Origin of the sequence: Paraburkholderia panacisoli, from assembly GCF_008369935.1 — a bacterium.
Lineage (GTDB): Bacteria > Pseudomonadota > Gammaproteobacteria > Burkholderiales > Burkholderiaceae > Paraburkholderia > Paraburkholderia panacisoli.
Genome location: NZ_VTUZ01000037.1, coordinates 46,202 through 64,003, shown reverse-complemented (window position 1 = coordinate 64,003; position 17,802 = coordinate 46,202). Strand labels below are relative to the sequence as shown.

Annotated in this window: 18 protein-coding genes; 11 read left to right on the top strand and 7 right to left on the bottom strand. The window is 63.9% G+C overall.

The window, feature by feature from the left end; all coding sequences use genetic code 11:
• Positions 1–46 precede the first annotated feature (46 nt).
• The 3 genes from FVF58_RS37340 to FVF58_RS53345 form a co-directional block, all read right to left on the bottom strand.
• Positions 47–1,540 carry a hypothetical protein gene (locus tag FVF58_RS37340; protein ID WP_149674714.1) on the bottom strand — a complete coding sequence of 498 codons (1,494 nt, stop codon included), beginning with the start codon at positions 1,538–1,540 and terminating at the stop codon, positions 47–49.
• A gap of 170 nt (positions 1,541–1,710) precedes the next feature.
• Complete coding sequence (locus FVF58_RS54525) at positions 1,711–2,085, bottom strand: hypothetical protein (RefSeq protein WP_149674713.1); 375 nt, start codon at positions 2,083–2,085, stop codon at positions 1,711–1,713.
• A gap of 151 nt (positions 2,086–2,236) precedes the next feature.
• Positions 2,237–2,743, bottom strand: a complete 507-nt coding sequence (locus FVF58_RS53345; protein ID WP_246217358.1) for a hypothetical protein — start codon at positions 2,741–2,743, stop codon at positions 2,237–2,239.
• Positions 2,744–2,824: 81 nt separating this feature from the next.
• Between FVF58_RS53345 and FVF58_RS53340 the strand changes: the two genes are divergently transcribed.
• A complete protein-coding gene (locus tag FVF58_RS53340) occupies positions 2,825–3,589 on the top strand; it encodes a hypothetical protein (RefSeq protein WP_246217357.1) in 765 nt (254 codons plus the stop codon).
• 659 nt (positions 3,590–4,248) lie between these two features.
• Here the strand turns inward: FVF58_RS53340 and FVF58_RS53335 are convergent.
• Entirely contained in the window at positions 4,249–4,827 is a 579-nt protein-coding gene (locus tag FVF58_RS53335) for a hypothetical protein (protein ID WP_149674712.1), read from the bottom strand.
• Between the two features lie 279 nt (positions 4,828–5,106).
• Between FVF58_RS53335 and FVF58_RS37320 the strand changes: the two genes are divergently transcribed.
• The 3 genes from FVF58_RS37320 to groL all read left to right on the top strand — a co-directional run bounded on the left by FVF58_RS37320 (position 5,107) and on the right by groL (position 7,844).
• Positions 5,107–5,418: a hypothetical protein gene (locus tag FVF58_RS37320; protein ID WP_149674711.1), complete on the top strand. Its 312-nt coding sequence runs from the start codon at positions 5,107–5,109 to the stop codon at positions 5,416–5,418.
• 440 nt (positions 5,419–5,858) lie between these two features.
• Positions 5,859–6,149, top strand: a complete 291-nt coding sequence (gene groES / locus FVF58_RS37315) for a co-chaperone GroES (RefSeq protein ID WP_007178996.1) — start codon at positions 5,859–5,861, stop codon at positions 6,147–6,149.
• 54 nt (positions 6,150–6,203) lie between these two features.
• On the top strand, positions 6,204–7,844 hold the full coding sequence (gene groL / locus FVF58_RS37310; protein WP_149674710.1) for a chaperonin GroEL: 1,641 nt from the start codon (positions 6,204–6,206) through the stop codon (positions 7,842–7,844).
• A gap of 137 nt (positions 7,845–7,981) precedes the next feature.
• Here the strand turns inward: groL and cysC are convergent, their stop codons facing one another.
• The 3 genes from cysC to FVF58_RS37295 form a co-directional block, all read right to left on the bottom strand.
• The gene (gene cysC, locus FVF58_RS37305; RefSeq protein WP_149674709.1) at positions 7,982–8,608 is read right to left on the bottom strand and encodes an adenylyl-sulfate kinase; all 627 of its coding nucleotides are present in this window, start codon (positions 8,606–8,608) and stop codon (positions 7,982–7,984) included.
• Positions 8,605–9,843 (bottom strand): chondroitin 4-O-sulfotransferase, encoded by a 1,239-nt coding sequence (locus tag FVF58_RS37300; protein WP_246217356.1) that lies wholly within the window; start codon positions 9,841–9,843, stop codon positions 8,605–8,607. Before FVF58_RS37300 ends, cysC begins: the two co-directional genes overlap by 4 nt.
• A gap of 203 nt (positions 9,844–10,046) precedes the next feature.
• Positions 10,047–10,907: a hydroxymethylpyrimidine/phosphomethylpyrimidine kinase gene (locus FVF58_RS37295; RefSeq protein WP_149674708.1), complete on the bottom strand. Its 861-nt coding sequence runs from the start codon at positions 10,905–10,907 to the stop codon at positions 10,047–10,049.
• Between the two features lie 292 nt (positions 10,908–11,199).
• Here FVF58_RS37295 and FVF58_RS37290 point away from each other — a divergent pair, with 292 nt between their 5' ends.
• The 7 genes from FVF58_RS37290 to FVF58_RS37260 all read left to right on the top strand — a co-directional run bounded on the left by FVF58_RS37290 (position 11,200) and on the right by FVF58_RS37260 (position 17,718).
• Entirely contained in the window at positions 11,200–11,370 is a 171-nt protein-coding gene (locus FVF58_RS37290; RefSeq protein WP_006047743.1) for a rubredoxin, read from the top strand.
• Positions 11,371–11,639: 269 nt separating this feature from the next.
• A complete protein-coding gene (locus FVF58_RS37285) occupies positions 11,640–13,061 on the top strand; it encodes a FimL-related protein (protein ID WP_149674707.1) in 1,422 nt (473 codons plus the stop codon).
• A gap of 378 nt (positions 13,062–13,439) precedes the next feature.
• Positions 13,440–14,018, top strand: a complete 579-nt coding sequence (locus FVF58_RS37280) for a YqgE/AlgH family protein (protein ID WP_149674706.1) — start codon at positions 13,440–13,442, stop codon at positions 14,016–14,018.
• Positions 14,015–14,500: a Holliday junction resolvase RuvX gene (gene ruvX, locus FVF58_RS37275; RefSeq protein WP_149674705.1), complete on the top strand. Its 486-nt coding sequence runs from the start codon at positions 14,015–14,017 to the stop codon at positions 14,498–14,500. Before FVF58_RS37280 ends, ruvX begins: the two co-directional genes overlap by 4 nt.
• A 224-nt stretch (positions 14,501–14,724) precedes the next feature.
• Complete coding sequence (iscB, locus tag FVF58_RS37270) at positions 14,725–16,095, top strand: RNA-guided endonuclease IscB (protein ID WP_149674704.1); 1,371 nt, start codon at positions 14,725–14,727, stop codon at positions 16,093–16,095.
• A 25-nt stretch (positions 16,096–16,120) separates the two neighbouring features.
• Complete coding sequence (gene pyrR / locus FVF58_RS37265) at positions 16,121–16,654, top strand: bifunctional pyr operon transcriptional regulator/uracil phosphoribosyltransferase PyrR (protein WP_149674703.1); 534 nt, start codon at positions 16,121–16,123, stop codon at positions 16,652–16,654.
• 38 nt (positions 16,655–16,692) lie between these two features.
• Complete coding sequence (locus FVF58_RS37260) at positions 16,693–17,718, top strand: aspartate carbamoyltransferase catalytic subunit (RefSeq protein WP_149674702.1); 1,026 nt, start codon at positions 16,693–16,695, stop codon at positions 17,716–17,718.
• The last annotated feature ends 84 nt before the right edge of the window (positions 17,719–17,802 follow it).

The following is a 17,802-nucleotide window of genomic DNA, read 5'->3' as shown; positions in this document are numbered from 1 at the left end:
TTTCCGTTTCCAGTCCGCGCGTTCGGCCCGACCTGCGGCAGGTCTTTCATCGGGCGATCGTCGGTCGATTGGCGTGTGGCGCCGGCGAGTTGCGCGGCACCAGCGCGCCGGACGGCTTCGACTCGGACGGGGCGCCCACCGGATGCGACATGCCGAGCGTGACCGCGAGATCGGAGCGCCCCATGCCGGGATGAACGCGGCCCGGCAAATCGGGCATCGCGGCCGAACACTGCTGCGGCGGCCATGCGGGGCGCTTCGCGCGCGCCGGCAGCGCGCGTTGCAAGCGTGCGTGGGTCGCGATCATCAGGCCGAGCGCGACGCCGAACACCAGGCCGGAGAAACGCGGGCCGAGCGGATTGCCGCCGATCGAGGTCGCCGGCAATGCGGCGAACAGCATGATCGCGCGACCGAGTACCGGCAGCAGCGGCGCTTCGGGCACGACGGCGCGCCAGTAGCGGTAGGAGAAAAAGCAGATCGCCAGCGCGGCCAGCATCGCCAGCGGCATACCGATGCCGAACACGAGGCCGCCGGCGAACAGTTGATAGACCCAGAAGTTGTGACCTGCGGCCCACTCATGGATCGGGTTCAGATCCTCTTCAGTGAACTGACCCGCGAGGCCGGGCAGATGGACGGGTGAATAACGATACTCGTGCCCATAGCCCTCGCCGAACAGCAACGTGCTTGCCGACGAGGTCACCTGGTCGTACTGATTGCGCATTTCAGACTGACGCGCGATCGCGGTCGGATCCTTGCCTGAGACAGCTTCCCCGGATGCGAAGATGTGCTGCGTCCACTGCTGCGCGACGTCCGGAAAGCTCCAGGCCGCGATGCCGCCAGTGCCGGCCAGCACCGCGCCCACGACCAGGCCAGGGGCAAGCATGTGCCTGATGCGGCGGATGGTCGGCGCCCTCAGCGCCGTCGCGAGCAGGAACAGCAGGCCCGTGCCGACCAGCAGACTCCGGGTCTCGCTCACCAATTCGACGAGGACGGTGGCCGCGAATGCAGCGACGGTGTAGAACGAGAAGCGCCGCGCCACGACGAATTCGTGCAGCAGCACGCCTTGCAATCCGAGCAGCGTCACGGACACGATCCTCAAGCGCACCTCATCGAGACCGCCGCTCGCGGCCATCCCATAGAAAAAGGTGCTCACGAGGCTGATCACACTGGCGAGAAACAACGCCTTTTCGAATTGCGCGAGCCGGTATTCGCTCCACGGGCGGCTAGCGACGAAGTAGCCGAGCATGAACAGCACGAAGGGCAGCAAGGTGTGCAGATAGTTGCCGGTGTCATTGCCCTGAGCCAGTTGGGAGACGATGCTGCCGAACACGCAGAGCAGCGTGCTGATTGTGACGACCGAACGCAGTCGCGAAGGTACGCGGAAGCGGGGGGCGATCAGCAACAGCGCGAGGCCCGCGGCCATCGACAGCAAGACCAGCAAGAGTGGCGCGAAGTGGGCCGGGTTCGCGTCGGTCCCCTGATAGTCCAGCGCGAGCGGGAGGAGAAAAATCCATATCCAGGGCGTTGCATACTTATGGCGCATTGCTGATCCTCCCCGTCGACGTTGTTTTGCCGTCGGTCTATCGCGGACGGTCGCGCACCGATCCATTGTGAGGAAATCTCGCCGGTTGTCAGTTGCCCGGACCGCATTCGTCGCTGGTTGGCCGGGTTCTGGCGACCGGGCGAGGCCGGTCACTGCCAAAGTGTGACGGACTATGTGCAGGCCATCGGCATGCATCCATCGATGACCGTGGTCCCGACGGCGTCGACCTCGCGCTGCTTTTGTTCACCGACGGCGCCGGGTCCAGCGACGCTGCTGCGCAGGTCGCGCAGATCGGTAGGTATGCGGCGATAAATAATCCACCGTGGACGGTCCGTGCGTTTCGCGAAGTGCTCGAGCAGGTGAGCGGTGCGCGTCTCGTGCTGTGTGGCGTGGTTGAAGCCCCCGACTATCAGCGCGCGGTCATTGCGCTGGAGAAAGAGGGGCATCGCCGGGCACGTCCAGGTTGCCGCCCCGCGCTCCGGTGTCGCGACCGTGCTGGCTGAGTCGAACGTGGTCGCGATGCCGTCGCGCTGAAGCAGCCGCACAACGCTCGCGCGCCGGTCTGACGCTTAGGGATACTGCGTCCGCTGCCCTGCGATTGCGCGGCAGGTGAGTTTCGCCTCCGCGGCGCGTTAACGTACCCCGCGAGCGTTGCGCGGCGAAGAGCGTGACTCGCCGAAGCCGGTCGGCGAAACGTCAATGATGCGCGATCATGCCGCGGATGGCGGGCAACGGCTCGGGCTCAGCGTCGATTGCAGGCGCCGCGCTTGGGGGAGCGGATTCGTGCATCGACAGTGTCGCGAGACGCCGTGCCTCCTTGCTGCTCGAATCGATCTGCAGGGCAATGCTGGCGTTGCGCGTCATGCATGTCCAATGCCCGACGTAACCGCAGCCGTGCGCGAGGCTGAGTAGCGCATCCCGCTGCTGTTCGCGCGTACGCACCGTGGAGCGCATGCGCAGTGCGTCGCGGTTGTCGGGCTGTGCGGCGATGGCCGCCGCGAGGCGCGATTTTGTAGCCGACAGATTGTTCGCTTGCAGATTGACACGCGCGGCTCTCAGATACCTCGACACCTCGGCGCGCAGTTTATCCGCCTGGCTGATTGGCTGATTGTCGATGGCGCGCCCGGGTTCCGCCGTGGCCAGCGCGACGCGGCGCTGAGCGGGTGGCAATGTGGCCGGGGGTGTAACTGAAGAGGAACGCAACGACGCGAGTCTTGGCGCGTCGATGGCGGGCTGTCGCTGCGCGGCGACGGCTGGTCGCTGCGGCGCGAGGACGGCGGGCTGTTGCTGGGCGACGACGGCGGACTGTTGCTGCGCGAGCACCACTGGCTGTCGCTGAGCGGGGACGGCGGGCTGCTGCTGGCCGACGACGGCGGCCTGCCGCTGCGCGAGGACCGCTGGTTGTTGCTGGGCGACGGCGGCGGGCTGTTGCTGCGCGAGCACCACTGGCTGTCGCTGAGCGGGGACAGCGGGCTGCTGCTGGGCGACGACGGCGGCCTGCCGCTGCGCGAGGACCGCTGGCTGTTGCTGGGCGACGGCGGCGGGCTGTTGCTGTGCGGGCACCGCTGGCTGTCGCTGAGCGGGGACGGCGGGTTGCTGCTGGGCGACGACGGCGGGCTGCCGCTGCGCAAGGACCGCTGGTTGTTGCTGCGCGACGGCGGCGGGCTGTTGCTGCGTGAGCACCGCTGGCTGTCGCTGAGCGAGGAGGGCAGGCTGCTGCTGGGCGACGACTGCGGGCTGCCGCTGCGCGAGGACCGCTGGCTGTTGCTGCGCGACGGCGGCGGGCTGTTGCTGTGCGGGCACCGCTGGCTGTCGCTGAGCGGGGACGGCAGGCTGCTGCTGGGCGACGACGGCAGCCTGCCGCTGCGCGAGGACCGCTGGTTGTTGCTGCGCGATGGCGGCGGGCTGTTGCTGCGCGAGCACCGCTGGATGTCGCTGAGCGGGGACGGCGGGCTGCTGCTGGGCGACGATGGCGGGCTGCTGTTGCGCGAGGATGGCGGGTTGTTGCTGCGCGAGGACCGCTTGCGGTCGCTGAGCGGGGACGGCTGACTGCGGCTGGGCAACGACGGCGGGCTGCTGCTGCGTTACGACGCCGGGCTTCTGCTGCGCGTCGCCGGCGGGGTGCAACTGAGCGACCACGGTGGCTTGCCGCTGAGCGACGACCGCTGCAGGTCGCCCGGCAACGGGAATGGACGGCTTGCCGTTCTGCGACTGCACCTTGCCGGCGACCGCGATCGGTGTACCCACGCGCAAATCGTCGCTATGGACGAAGCCCAGATAGACAGCGGATGTCGCCACTAGCACCGACACTCCCACCACCATAGGCTTGCGCAACCGCTGATAGGCGCTCGTCGGGCCCGCGGGCTCTTCGATCGAGTCGTAGCGCTTGACCAGCGCGCGCGACGTCGGACTCCAGATTCTGCGCGGTGGCAGTGTCGTGGCGAGCATCGAGCGAGGATGATTCAACGGAATCTGCAATTCCCGCGATGATGCGGCGCGTGCGTCGAACGTGTCGGCCGGCAGCGCCCGGCACGAAGCACAAGGCGAAAAGCGGCCGGCTAGCGGCGCACCGCACTGGACGCATCGCCGGGAACCTGGCTGATTGGAGGTCATATCGCTAAGCATGGTCAAGTCGCTAACGGGCGTCGAATGTCGACGCCACGATTCGAAGAACGGGGCGCGGCAACGAGATTTGCACGCAGGGATCGCTACTGGGCGACGACGTAACCCCGTGCCTGCATGCATGCGCCGTACGCGGCCCAGTACCGTGTCATGGGCGGCTCGGGTGCCGGCAGCGGTGGCAGCTTCACAGCGGACGCCGCGTTCGCCTGTGGCGAACTGGCCATCGCCGCCTCCGATGCGCCGAGGTCAGCGATCGTCCCCGAAGCCGCCATCGCGGCGGTGGCTGGCGTGCTCGCTGGTTTCGCCGCCGAGGCGCCCGAGGCCGTTGCGGCGGTCGGCGCTGGCGCCTTCGCGCCGGGCTCGGTCGCAGCGGCCGGCATGCTCGCGCTCATCGGCGCGGTTGAGAAAGTGCTGGGTGGTAATGGCGGACGCGCCGGTGCGCCGGTCGACGAGGCTTTGCTGGCAGGTGCAGCAGGCTGTGGAATCTGCGGTTCGCGCACTATGTTGACCTTGGTCACCCGGGTCGCTTCCGCGTAGCACAGCGCGGTGTCGACGCTGCGCCGATAGGGGCTTTGACTTCGGATCGGATAGGTGAGCGGCTGCCATGCGAAGGCAGTGCTGCTGCACACCAATAGCGTCAGTACGGTATATGTTTTAAATTCCATCGCAGTCGCTCCCGCAGCGATGTTTCGCCTTTTTCATTGGCCATGTGCGCTTCGCGGCGTGTTCTGTTGGCGTTCGAATCTGCCGCTGAACGGCGGCTCACTGCTGCGAAGGCTGCTTGTTCCAGCGTAACACCGTGTATCGTCCAGACAGTCGGGCAGATAGCGCGCGAAAACGCCATCCTGCTGTCTATTAAAGACACTTTTGCGCCAGACGGCGGACAACGGCGAGAAGGTGTGGGGAAATCCCTGGGTGCGGCAGCGGATAGTCAGGAGCCGACGATGGCCGCCGAGGTCCCCGCGGATACCAAGGCCGAAACGGCGGGCGAGCGGGCTCACTTCGCGCAGGCGCTGTGCGGGGCGTCGGCCGAGCGCGTCGAGGGGTACAAACAGCGGCTGAGAAAGTTGCTGCATGATCCCGCCGACTTCGATCGGCACTGGCAGGTGGGATGGAGCCGCGCGGAGAGCGGCATCGGCCAGATGAGCGCGCTGCGCGAGCGCGACCCTGCGGAATTCGCGTCGCGGATCAAAGCGAATTGCGGGCGGCTCAAGTGGCAGGCCAAAAACGCGGTGCGGCCGCCAGCGGGAAAGTGAGGCGGGGGAAGTGTCCGCTGGTGTTTTCGTGCGCGGAGCCGGACGCGCGTGTGTGCGAAGACAGGCCAGGGGTTTCCCTGGAAATCCGCCAGCCGCCGCCATTGATCACGCGCCGCTGATTTAAGTCACCGCGTCGCGCGGCCCGAACAGCGCGGCGGCACGAGCCGCTGATCAGGCTGCAAGTGCTTGTTTTTGCTTGGCTTTCTTCGCGTCGACAGCGAGTCCCGTTGGCGTGCGCGGTTCCTTCCGGGCGCGTGAAAGCGCCGCTTAGCCCCATGGCGACACGATCTTCCGCATTGCGCGCCATCCCTTCTTGAATTTGTCACCGCCCGTCCATATAATTAGCACTCGCTGCACGAGAGTGCTAACAACATCGCCGGTTGGCTCTGCCAGCCGGGTTTTCTCAGCGTTCTTCAGTCTCAATTAAGAGAGGAGTATGTATGAACCTTCGTCCTTTGCATGATCGCGTGATCGTCAAACGTCTGGATCAAGAAACCAAGACCGCGTCGGGCATCGTGATCCCCGAAGCCGCAGCGGAAAAGCCGGATCAAGGCGAAATCCTCGCAGTCGGCCCGGGCAAGCGTGACGACAAGGGCGCACAAATCGCGCTCGACGTGAAGGTCGGCGACCGCGTCCTGTTCGGCAAGTACGCAGGCCAGACCGTCAAGGTCGATGGCAACGAACTGCTCGTAATGCGCGAAGAAGACATCATGGCCGTGGTGCAGAAGTAAGCGCAAAGCCGCTACTTTTCCCGGTCATATCCAAAGAATTCAAGGAGTTAGAAGATGGCAGCTAAAGACGTCGTATTCGGTGATTCCGCCCGTGCCAAGATGGTCGAAGGCGTGAACATTCTCGCGAACGCTGTGAAGGTCACGCTGGGTCCGAAGGGCCGCAACGTTGTCCTGGAACGCAGCTTCGGCGGCCCGACGGTCACCAAGGACGGTGTGTCGGTCGCGAAAGAGATCGAACTGAAAGACAAGCTCCAGAACATGGGCGCGCAAATGGTCAAGGAAGTGGCTTCCAAGACCAGCGACAACGCAGGCGACGGTACGACGACCGCAACGGTTCTCGCACAATCCATCGTCCGCGAAGGCATGAAGTACGTCGCATCGGGCATGAACCCGATGGACCTGAAGCGCGGCATCGACAAGGCTGTGACGGCTGCGATCGAAGAACTGCGCAAGATCAGCAAGCCTTGCACGACCAACAAGGAAATCGCTCAAGTCGGCGCGATCTCGGCGAACAGCGATTCGTCGATCGGCGACCGTATCGCTGAAGCGATGGACAAGGTCGGCAAGGAAGGCGTCATCACCGTCGAAGACGGCAAGTCGCTGCAAGACGAGCTGGACGTTGTCGAAGGTATGCAATTCGACCGCGGCTACCTGTCGCCGTACTTCATCAACAACCCGGACAAGCAAGTCGCCGTTCTGGACAACCCGTTCGTGCTGCTGCACGACAAGAAGGTGTCGAACATCCGTGACCTGCTGCCGGTGCTGGAACAAGTCGCGAAGGCTGGCCGTCCGCTGCTGATCATCGCAGAAGACGTCGAAGGCGAAGCGCTGGCTACGCTGGTTGTGAACAACATCCGCGGCATCCTGAAGACCGTTGCTGTGAAGGCTCCGGGCTTCGGCGATCGTCGTAAGGCCATGCTGGAAGACATCGCGATCCTGACCGGTGGTCAAGTCATCGCTGAAGAAACCGGCCTGACGCTCGAAAAGGCAACGCTGGCTGAACTGGGTCAAGCGAAGCGCATCGAAGTGGGCAAGGAAAACACGACGATCATCGACGGCGCTGGCGAAGGTGCAAACATCGAAGCACGTGTGAAGCAAGTTCGCACGCAAATCGAAGAAGCAACGTCGGACTACGACCGTGAAAAGCTGCAAGAGCGCGTTGCCAAGCTGGCAGGCGGTGTTGCAGTGATCAAGGTCGGCGCTGCGACCGAAGTCGAAATGAAGGAAAAGAAGGCACGTGTCGAAGACGCACTGCACGCAACGCGCGCAGCTGTGGAAGAAGGCATCGTTGCTGGCGGCGGCGTCGCGCTGATCCGCGCACGTACGGCAATCGCCGGCCTGAAGGGCATTAACGCCGATCAGGACGCAGGTATCAAGATCGTGCTGCGCGCAATGGAAGAGCCGCTGCGCCAGATCGTCACGAACGGCGGCGAAGAAGCCAGCGTCGTGGTGGCGGCTGTTGCTGCTGGCCAAGGCAACTACGGCTACAACGCAGCGACCGGCGAGTACGTCGACCTGGTTGACGCAGGTGTCGTGGATCCGACGAAGGTGACGCGCACGGCGCTGCAAAACGCAGCATCGGTTGCTGGTCTCCTGCTGACGACCGACGCAGCTGTTTGCGAAGTGCCGAAGGAAGACGCACCGATGGGTGGCGGCATGCCCGGCGGCATGGGCGGCATGGGCATGGACATGTAATTCCGCTTGGGCCTCGTACGAGGCTCAGTTGGGAACACATGGGGAAGTGCGCCGCGAGGCGTGCTTCCCAAAAGAAAGAACCCGCAGAGATGCGGGTTCTTTCTTTTGGGGCGAACAGCTGCAAAAGCGCTCCGAGACTACGCTCCGGCTTCTTGACCGCTGGTCGTCAGCGACGTCTCGCGCAGGTGGGCGAATACCCGCGCCACGCTTTCCGCCGACGACAGCGTGGCCGTGTCGATGCGGAGTTCGGGATCAAGCGGCGCTTCATAAGGCGCCGACACGCCGGTAAACGATGCAATCTCTCCGGAGCGAGCTTTCGCGTAGAGGCCTTTCGGATCACGCCGGGCGCATGTTTCGACAGGCGCGAACAGATAGGTCTCGATAAATTTGTCGCGCCCGATGATGTCGCGTGCCATCGCCCGGTCTTCGCGCATCGGGGAAATCAGCGCAGTGATGACAATCAGGCCCGCGTCGTTCATCAATTGCGCGACATGCGCGACTCTACGGATATTTTCGCGGCGATCTTTCTGCTCGAAACCGAGATCGCAAGCCAGGCCGTGACGGATATTGTCCCCGTCGAGCACGTAGCAGGCATGGCCTAACGAGACCAACTGCGCTTCGAGCTCGAATGCGATGGTCGATTTGCCCGCGCCGGACAGGCCGGTCAGCCAGATCGTGACTGGCTGTTGGCGGAAGATCCGCTTCCTCTGCTGACTGCTGATCGCGCCGTGACAACGCTGCAGGAAAGTGTGAGTCTGGTTCATTGTGAGTTCCCTTGGTGCTCAGGCGCAATACCAGCCTTGCCGCCAGACTCCTGCGTTGTGCAGGCTCTCGGGCGAGTTGGCGATTGTGACTCAAAAACCGTCCGAAATGCCGGCAGGCAGAGGAATTGAAAAGCCAGTGTGCGAGCTTGGGTATCCCGTGTTAGCCACGTCGGGGCGGAGCTCGCCGCTCCAGCCGCTCGCGACGATCTTTGGACCCACACGGACTTCGAGCGGCACGCTTTGCTCGGGCCGGCTGAGATTGACGGCCCAGCCCGCCACCACGCCGTCGTGGACCGCGTCGACGAAGCCGTCGAACATGTCGGCGGGAGCGGCTTGCCGGCTTTTTGCGTTAACTGCAGATATTCGTCGATAGGTGCGAGGCCGAATCGACGGACTACGCTCGTAACTTTTGAGAGGAACGTTTCGTCGAAGCCGGATACCCACGAACTGTGGATGTGTGGATTTTCAAGCTGATCTATTTCCGCCTGAATGATCTGGACTAGCTCCAGCGCATTCGAAAAGATACGGCCCGATTCATCCACCTGTCTTTCGATCATCCGTTTGGCGTCGCGAAAGAGTTCGTAATCGAGGCTATTGTCTTCGAGAAATTTTTGTCTGGCTGCTTCGCTTAAATGGCATCCGCCTTTCGGTGAACCTGCCGTCTTGTTTGCTTCAAAATAAAATGGCAATTTCAGTCCGCTCATGCCAGCGAGCCGGAGTAGAAATTCGCTCATGTTCTCACGGACACCGACTGTGACGATGTGTTGGCGAAGATGGCTTTGCGCGACCTCAAGCCTGGTTTCATTCAGATCGGAATGACCGCTCAGCATCTGGACGAACAGATTTTTTCCATCCAGGGATTCACCAACCCATTCGTCGAGGGAGAGCGTGCCTTGCTGCACGAGAGCCTGGGACGCCGATACGTGGACATCTCGCATAACGTCGCCGTTCTTGCCGCTCGCCGCGTACCAGTAATGCGATATCTGGCGCGCGAGAGGATCACGCAGAATGGTGCAGTACCGGGCCGGCTGCTTAATGATTCGGTGCATGCCACACGGGTGATGGCCGCCGCCGATCCCGGTGGTCAACAGTTTGTCGCGATAGCTTCCCCAACCCCCCTCTCGATCCCATGCGAAAACGGCGAACTGGTCTTTAACTTCATTCAAGTCAAAAAACGAAATGACGGTAGAGCCACCGCTTTTTGGAGGATGGATGAAAAAGGTTGGAAAAGGCATATGAGAGCATATGACAAGTTCACGACTTGTAAAGTCTAGCGTGGCGGCAACGCGCGCGCTGTAAAGTTTAATTACGTGATGAAGCGAATGTTAATGGAGCGGGAGCGGAATTTATGCTAGATCAATGCAAAGCGTGTTCGCAAATGAGAAAAAACCCGCATTCATGCGGGTTTTTTCATGCGTACGGCCAGTGCTGCCGAGGCTCAGTGCCGCGCTTCACCCGGCGCGGTGTCCTTGCCCGCGGTGGGCGGCGTTTCGTCGTCGCTGCTGCGCGCCCAGAAGAACCGGTCCGGTATATACGCGCCCATGCCAGGCCGGAACGCGTTGCGCACCGCCTGGTACAGATACTCCTGCGCCTCGCGCACCGCTTCGGCGGGTTCCTGGCCATTGGCGAGCAATGCGGCGATCGCGGCCCCTAGCGTGTCCGTCAGGCCCATCAGCCGATGGCTGCCGCGGTCCCACATGTCCTGACGCAGCTGCCCGTCTTCGCTGAACAGCGTATTGACGAGCCGGTGCGTGCCGGTTTCCATCGACAGAATGTATTCGCAGCCTTGCGATAGCAGATGCGAGATCGCCGCGTCGAGGCTCGGCGCTTCGGCGTCGCCATCCGGCTGGGCGAGCGCGAGGAGTGTCGCCGAATCGGCGACCAGCAGGGTGGTTTGCGGAGCGAGCAGATCGGCGATCGCTTCGCGCAGTTCGTCGGCGGCGAGCACGTGCTCGTCGTCGAGCGTGAAGTCGGGGGCGAGAATCAGCGGAATGTCGTCGTAATCGGCGACCACTTCGGCGATCGCGCTGACCACTTCCGCGCGCGTGCAGGCGCCGACCTTGAACGCGGAGATCGGCATGTCTTCGAGCAGCATGCGCGCCTGGGTCGCGACGATCTCGGGATCGAGGCCGGTGACTTCGTCGCAACTTGCCGAGTCGCGCACGGTGTAGCCCGTGAGCACGGAGACGCCATGACAGCCCATGCTGGCAAGAGTCATCAGGTCGGCTTGCAGGCCGGAGCCGCCGGTGGGATCGGAAAGGCCGAAGGTGAGGACGATCGGGGGCGTGTCGCTGGGCATGAAGATTGACAAAAAGGAGCTGGATTTTGGCGCAGGGAGTGCGCAATCGGCTCAATTATGCGGCCTAAACCGTTGCGGGGGCGTTTTTTCGCAACACTTCGGCGGGTTGCCGCGAACCGGCGGCGGTCGATGCCCGGCACGCCGCCGCGCCGGCTGGTCCAACCGGCTCGAACCGCCCGGCCACAGGCACCTGTGCGGTATGGCCGCGGCTTTTCGGATTGCTAGGCAGTGGGGCGGCAACACGGTACCATCATGGCTCCCGTTTCCACGGACTCTACGACGCGACACAAGAATGGAATATCAAAGCTGGATGTGCCTGATTTGCGGCTGGATTTACGACGAAGAAGCCGGCTTGCCGGACGAAGGCATTGCGCCGGGCACGCGCTGGGAGGACGTTCCCATTAACTGGACCTGCCCGGAGTGCGGAGCGCGCAAGGAAGACTTCGAGATGGTCCAGATCTGAAATCGGCGGGGCAGCCGGAGTCGGCCGGCTGAGGCCTCGGGCCGTAGTGCAGGCGGGCCGCGTCCGCCATCGTGTCCGGTGCGCCGCCGGCGCCCCCAATACATCTCACCGCCTTACCGCGTCGGCGCGGAACATCGTCGACTACGCCGTGTCGCAACGGTAGCCTGTCAAACGGTAGTCTGTCATTGTCCTGTCGCCGGTTCGTGCGTTAGCCGATCAGTCTGCGCGCTGCCCGAAGCGATGGCCCGTCAGCTTCGTGTCGCGTGCCTATGACTCTTCGATCCGCTGCACCCGTTTCATTCGACGCTTTGCCGAATCCCCGCGGCGGCGCCGTCCGCCCCGCGGAGCTGGCGCTGGCGGAGGCGTTGCTGGCCTTCGAACAGAACCACGAGAGCACCTCGGCGCTGCTGCGTGCGTCGCATGCGTTGCGCGAGGCCGGCTGGCTGAGCGGGCAGCGTTTTGCGGACGCGCTGGTGCGGCTCTCGCCGCTCGCGGCGGCCGATCCGTCCGGCGCGGAAAGCGCGCGACCGGCGTTCGGCGCGGCGTTGCGCGATTTCCGCGCGGCGCTCGAGCGTCACAATCTGCGCGAGCTGTCCTGCTCGCCCTCGCTGTTCAATCACTATCGGGCGCTCTGTGCGCATCTGTCCGAGCACACGCCCGGCTCGACCGTCGCTTTCGAAGATCTCGCGCTGACCGCGCGCCCGGTGCCGCCGGTGTCGCTGCACGCACGGTCCTCCGACCGGCTGGTTCATCTGCGAGCGCGCTACGAGCGCGCGCTGCTGCCGGTGCTGCGCTCGCAGGCCGGCACGGGCAGCGCGGCCGCGCTTGCCGTGACCAACGCGGCGCTCGACGAACTGGACGCTGTTTTCACCGAACTCGCCGGCCCGGACCCTTACGACTTCTGGCGTCTGGCCAAGGCGTGCGCGAAGGCGTTGCGAGTCGGCGGCCACGCTACCGGCGAAACCGATGCGCGGCGCTTCTACGCCCGCTGCAATCTGGCGCTGGCGGATCACGCGCGAGGCATCGAGCGCGCGCCGCGCTCGCTGGCGCGCGCGACGCTGGCGCTGCTGTGGCGCGACTACGCGCTGTTCGGCGCCGCTGCGGAAGACGCCGATCAGGTCGCCGTGCTGCACGATTACGGCTTGACCGTCGATTGGCACGTCGCCGGCACGCAGTCGTCGGAAATGCTGTGGGAGGCGGGCGCGCTCGAGGCGCAGGCGCTCAGCGCCACCCGCGTCTCGTTGACCCGCGATCTGGGCGTGCTGACGGTCAATGCGAACGCCTACGAGGATTTCCTGCAGACGGCGGATGCGTCGATCTCCGCGTTGACCGAGCACGCCCGCGCGGCCGACCAGCCGGAGAAGGCCGATCCCAGTGAGGCGTTGCAAGCCGGCGATGCCGCCTACCGGCTGGGCTCCGCCGCGTGCGCGCTGGGCCTCGGCCACGTGGCGCTGCTGGCGGACGCGCTGGGGCTCGCCTGGCGTCGTCGCGCGCATGCGGGTGTCTCGACGCCGGCGGTGCGCGCGCACGTAATCGTCGGCGCGCCGGCGGCGAGAACGCTCGAGCAGGCCGCCGAAGCGCTACGCGCGACGCTGCACAAGGTCGCCGCAGGCGTCGCGCCACCCGGCGGTGGCGTTACGCAGGCGACATTCGCGGCGCTGACGCGCGCGATCGAGCAAGGCGGGGCGTGAATCGCCGTGGCGCTGGCTGGTGGGCCGGCGGGCTGAGTGGAATGGAGCCCGCGGTAAGCGGCACGCACCGGCGGCACGCGGGGCCGACCCCGGCCGGCACCGGGCAGCATGGACATACGCCAATTGGCACGGAGCGGCACAACTGACGCCAATCTGCCCAGTTCGAACCCGCCGCAACGCCCTACCACGCCAAAACCCCGCCGCACACCGCCCACTCCCCGTCTGCACCCCCGCCCAACACCATGGCCCCAGCCCCCGTGCGTGATAGAGTGCAACTTGATTCGTCGTCGATGGCTCGCGGCATTGCGGCATGACACGCATCGCGGTTCCACACTCAAAGCCCCGCCATCCCGCATCGTCTTTGCTAAAATCCGAACTATGTCTAAGAGTAACGATCGCATCAATCTGACCAACCAGTTCCTGATCGCCATGCCGAACATGGCCGATCCGACGTTTTCAGGAACGGTGGTCTACCTTTGCGATCACAGTGAGCGCGGTGCGCTCGGCCTCGTGATCAACCGGCCGACCGACATCGATCTGGAAGCGCTCTTCAGTCGCATCGACCTCAAGCTCGAAATCGAACCCCTGCTGCATGTGCCCGTGTATTTCGGCGGCCCGGTGCAAACCGAGCGCGGCTTCGTGCTGCACGACCCGAAGGGCGGCAGCCCGTACACGTCGTCCATGTCCGTGCCCGGCGGTCTGGAAATGACCACCTCGAAAGACGTGCTCGAAGCGGTCGCCAGCGGTACCGGTCCGGAACGTTTCCTGCTCACGCTCGGCCACGCCGGGTGGGGCGCCGGTCAGCTCGAAGAAGAAATCTCGAAGAACGGCTGGCTGACGGTCGAAGCCGACCCGAAAATCGTCTTCGACGTGCCTGCCGAAGAGCGTCTCGAAGCCGCCCTCGCGCTGCTCGGCATTTCGCTGTCGATGCTGTCGGGCGAAGCAGGTCACGCATGAGCGTCACGGCCGGACGTGAGGCGACGCTGCTTGCGTTCGACTATGGTGAAAAGCGCATCGGCGTGGCGGTCGGCAATTCGCTGACACGCAGTGCGCGGCCGCTCGTTATCGTGCCGAATCACAGCCGCGAATACCGGTTCGAGGCGGTCGGCAAGCTGATCGCCGAGTGGAAGCCGGATGCGCTGGTGGTTGGCTTGCCGATGCACCCGGACGGCACGCCGCACGAAATGACGCAACTCGCGAAGCGCTTTGGCAATCAGCTGAATGGCCGCTTCAATCTGCCGGTCACGTGGATCGACGAGCGCTACTCGTCGGTCGAGGCGAAAGCGGAAATCCGCGCCGGCAAAGGCCGCGCCGATCTGCTCGACGCCGAAGCCGCCAGCATCATCCTTCAGCAATATCTAGACGGACTTTCCGACGATCGTCAATCGCCCCACCATAACGGTGGAACTTGTGGAGGCAAAGACACGAGTTCGGGTTGACCAGGCAAAGCGGTAACCAGCCCGCTACGTTGCGCATAGGTTAAAGACCGACGTTGGGATGCTTCCTCAGTCCCAACCTCTCGAAGCCACGGTTGCAGACACGCGACAGGGTAAGCACGAAACGGATCGGGGCAGATAGCCGGTGCGCAACATTGCCGAGGGGAGACATCCAGCGATGGATGCGTTACTAGGCCCGTAAGGGCGACGTTTATGGGATTCATACGTTGGCTGCCTTTGTACTGGACCGAAACGGCAAACCACTGATGCCGTGTACAGAAAAGCGCGCTCGCTTATTGCTCGTGCGCCGTCGCGCTCGCGTGCATCGGGTCGTACCGTTTACCATTCGGATAATCGATCGCGACATTCGTACGAGCGATGTGCAGCCGCTACGCATAAAGCTCGACCCGGGTAGTAGGGTGACCGGCATGGCGCTGGTGCGTGACTTCGCTTGTTCCGACGGTCTGCGCGGTGCGGCCGTACTCAATCTTTTTGATCTGATTCATCGGGGCGCGCAGATATCAAAAATGCTCACTGTGCGGCGGGCGATGCGTCGCGCACGCAGATATAGAAAGACACGCTACCGCGCCGCGCGTCTCAACAACCGCCGTCGCTCGACAGGATGGCTGGCGCCCAGTCTACGTCACCGACTCGAGACTACGACAGCGTGGGTCCACCGCCTACGGAGGTTCGCGCCCGTCGTCGCGATCAGCACTGAACTCGTCCGCTTTGACATGCAGGCGATGGAGAACCCCGATATCCGAGGTGTTGAGTATCAGCAAGGCACTTTGGCGGGCTACGAACTGCGTGAATATCTGCTTGAGAAATGGGGACGTCAGTGCGCTTACTGCGACGCGACGGGCCGGCCACTGCAGATTGATCACATCAAGGCACGCGCGTTGGGTGGCTCGAACCGAGTTTCCAATCTCACTCTCGCCTGCAAAAGCTGCAACCAGCAGAAGGACAGTCTGCCATTAACGACGTTCCTACGCCACGACTCGAGGCGCGCGGCGCAAATTCTTGCGCATGCGCGTGCACCACTGCGCGACGCGGCGGCCGTTAACATGACACGTTGGGCGTTGTTTGGCGCGCTCAAAGCTACAGGGCTGCAGGTCGAGCCGTCCACGGGCGGTCGTACCAAGTTTAATCGCGCTCATCTCTCTGTACCGAAAACGCACGCGCTAGATGCAGCGTGTGTAGGCGAAGTCGACATGCTACGGTATTGGCGACGTCCAACGTTGGCGATTCGATGCACGGGAAGAGGCGCGTACCGGCGCACGCGGCTTACTGCATCCGGTTTCCCTCGCGGCTACCTGATGCGCCAAAAGCGTGCATGCGGGTTTCAGACCGGTGACCTCGTGCGCGCCAAGGTGCCGCGCGGCAAAAAGACCGGCACATATGTCGGCCGCGTTGCGATTCGCGCGAGTGGATCGTTTAATATCCAATGCGCCGCGCAAGTAATGCAAGGAATCTCACATCGATACTGCACAGTGATGCAGCGCGGTGACGGGTATGGATATTCGTTCGTAGCGCAATTTCCAAAGGAGAGCGAGAACTGGGGCGACGCAACGCGTCGTGCGCTATCCCTCCCAGCCTGAAGGCTGATTATTCTCGCAGCAATTGATGAATTCCATTGACGCCGAGGCGCTGTATCGCGCCGTCCTCGATCAGATTCGCGCGACTTATGGCGCTGAACTGGCCAGCCCGGATGGCGCTGTCGTGCTGGCCGGCATCTACAGTGGCGGCGCATGGCTCGCTGAGCGCCTTGCGCGCGACCTGAGGGTGCCGAGCTTCGGCGTGATGAACGTCGCGCTGCATCGCGACGACTACGCGAAGAAAGGCCTGCACTCGCAGGCGAGCCCAACCTCGCTGCCGTTCTCCGTGGACAATCGCCGCATCGTGCTAGTGGACGACGTGTTGTACACCGGCCGCACGATTCGTGCGGCGTTGAATGAGCTATACGACTATGGCCGTCCGGCCGCGGTCGAACTGGCCGTGCTCGCCGACCGCGGCGGACGCGAATTACCGGTGGCGGCGCGTTTTGTCGGCGGTGAGGTGCACGTGCCGGCCGATGCGACGCTCGTGCTCGCCCGCGAAGAAGGCGGCGCCGACGGCTCCCCGCGTTTCACCTTTCACACTGAAGTACGCGTCGATTGAACGCGGCTTTGCGCATTGAGCAAGAAAGCAGGTACACCATGAACACCGCCTCCCAGGCCTCGCAGGATCCAGCTGATAGCGCCACCGAGCGCTTCCGTTATGGCTTTCTGAAGGGCAATCCGCAGCTCACGAAAAACGGCGAGCTCAAACATCTGTTGTCGATCGAGGGCTTGCCGAAGGCAATCGTCAATCACATTCTCGACACCGCGGACCAGTTCGTCAGCGTGACCGATCGTGAAGTGAAGAAGGTGCCGCTGCTGCGCGGCAAGTCGGTGTTCAACCTGTTCTTCGAAAACTCGACGCGCACCCGCACCACCTTCGAAATCGCCGCGACGCGCCTGTCGGCGGACGTGCTGAATCTGAACATCAACGCGTCGTCGACCAGCAAGGGCGAGTCGCTGCTCGACACGATCAACAACCTGTCGGCGATGCATGCTGACATGTTCGTCGTGCGCCATGCTTCGAGCGGCGCGCCTTACCTGATCGCCCAGCACTGCGCGCCGCACGTGCACGTGATCAATGCCGGCGACGGCCGTCACGCACACCCGACCCAAGGGCTGCTCGACATGTACACGATCCGCCACTACAAGAAGGACTTCACGCAGCTGCGCGTGGCGATCGTCGGCGACATTCTGCATTCGCGGGTCGCGCGCTCGGACATCCATGCGCTGACCACGCTCGGCGTGCCGGAAGTGCGCGCGATCGGTCCGCGCACGCTGTTGCCAGGCGGCCTCGAACAGATGGGCGTGCGGGTCTTTCACAATCTCGACGAAGGCTTGAAGGGCGTCGACGTGATCATCATGCTGCGCTTGCAGAACGAGCGGATGAGCGGCGCGTTGCTGCCGTCGGCGCAGGAGTACTTCAAGAGTTGGGGCCTGACGCCGGAGCGCCTCGCGCTCGCCGCGCCCGACGCGATCGTGATGCACCCCGGTCCGATGAACCGCGGCGTCGAAATCGATTCACAGGTGGCCGACGGTCCACAATCGGTGATCCTGAACCAGGTGACGTTCGGTATCGCGGTGCGCATGGCGGTGATGGGAATCGTCGCGGGCAATCACGATTGAGCCCGGCGGTCAGGGTGCCGCGCCGCAATGGGCGTGGCGCCGTCGAGCCACTGCTTCAAACATTCCAGCACAGCGCCAACGCGC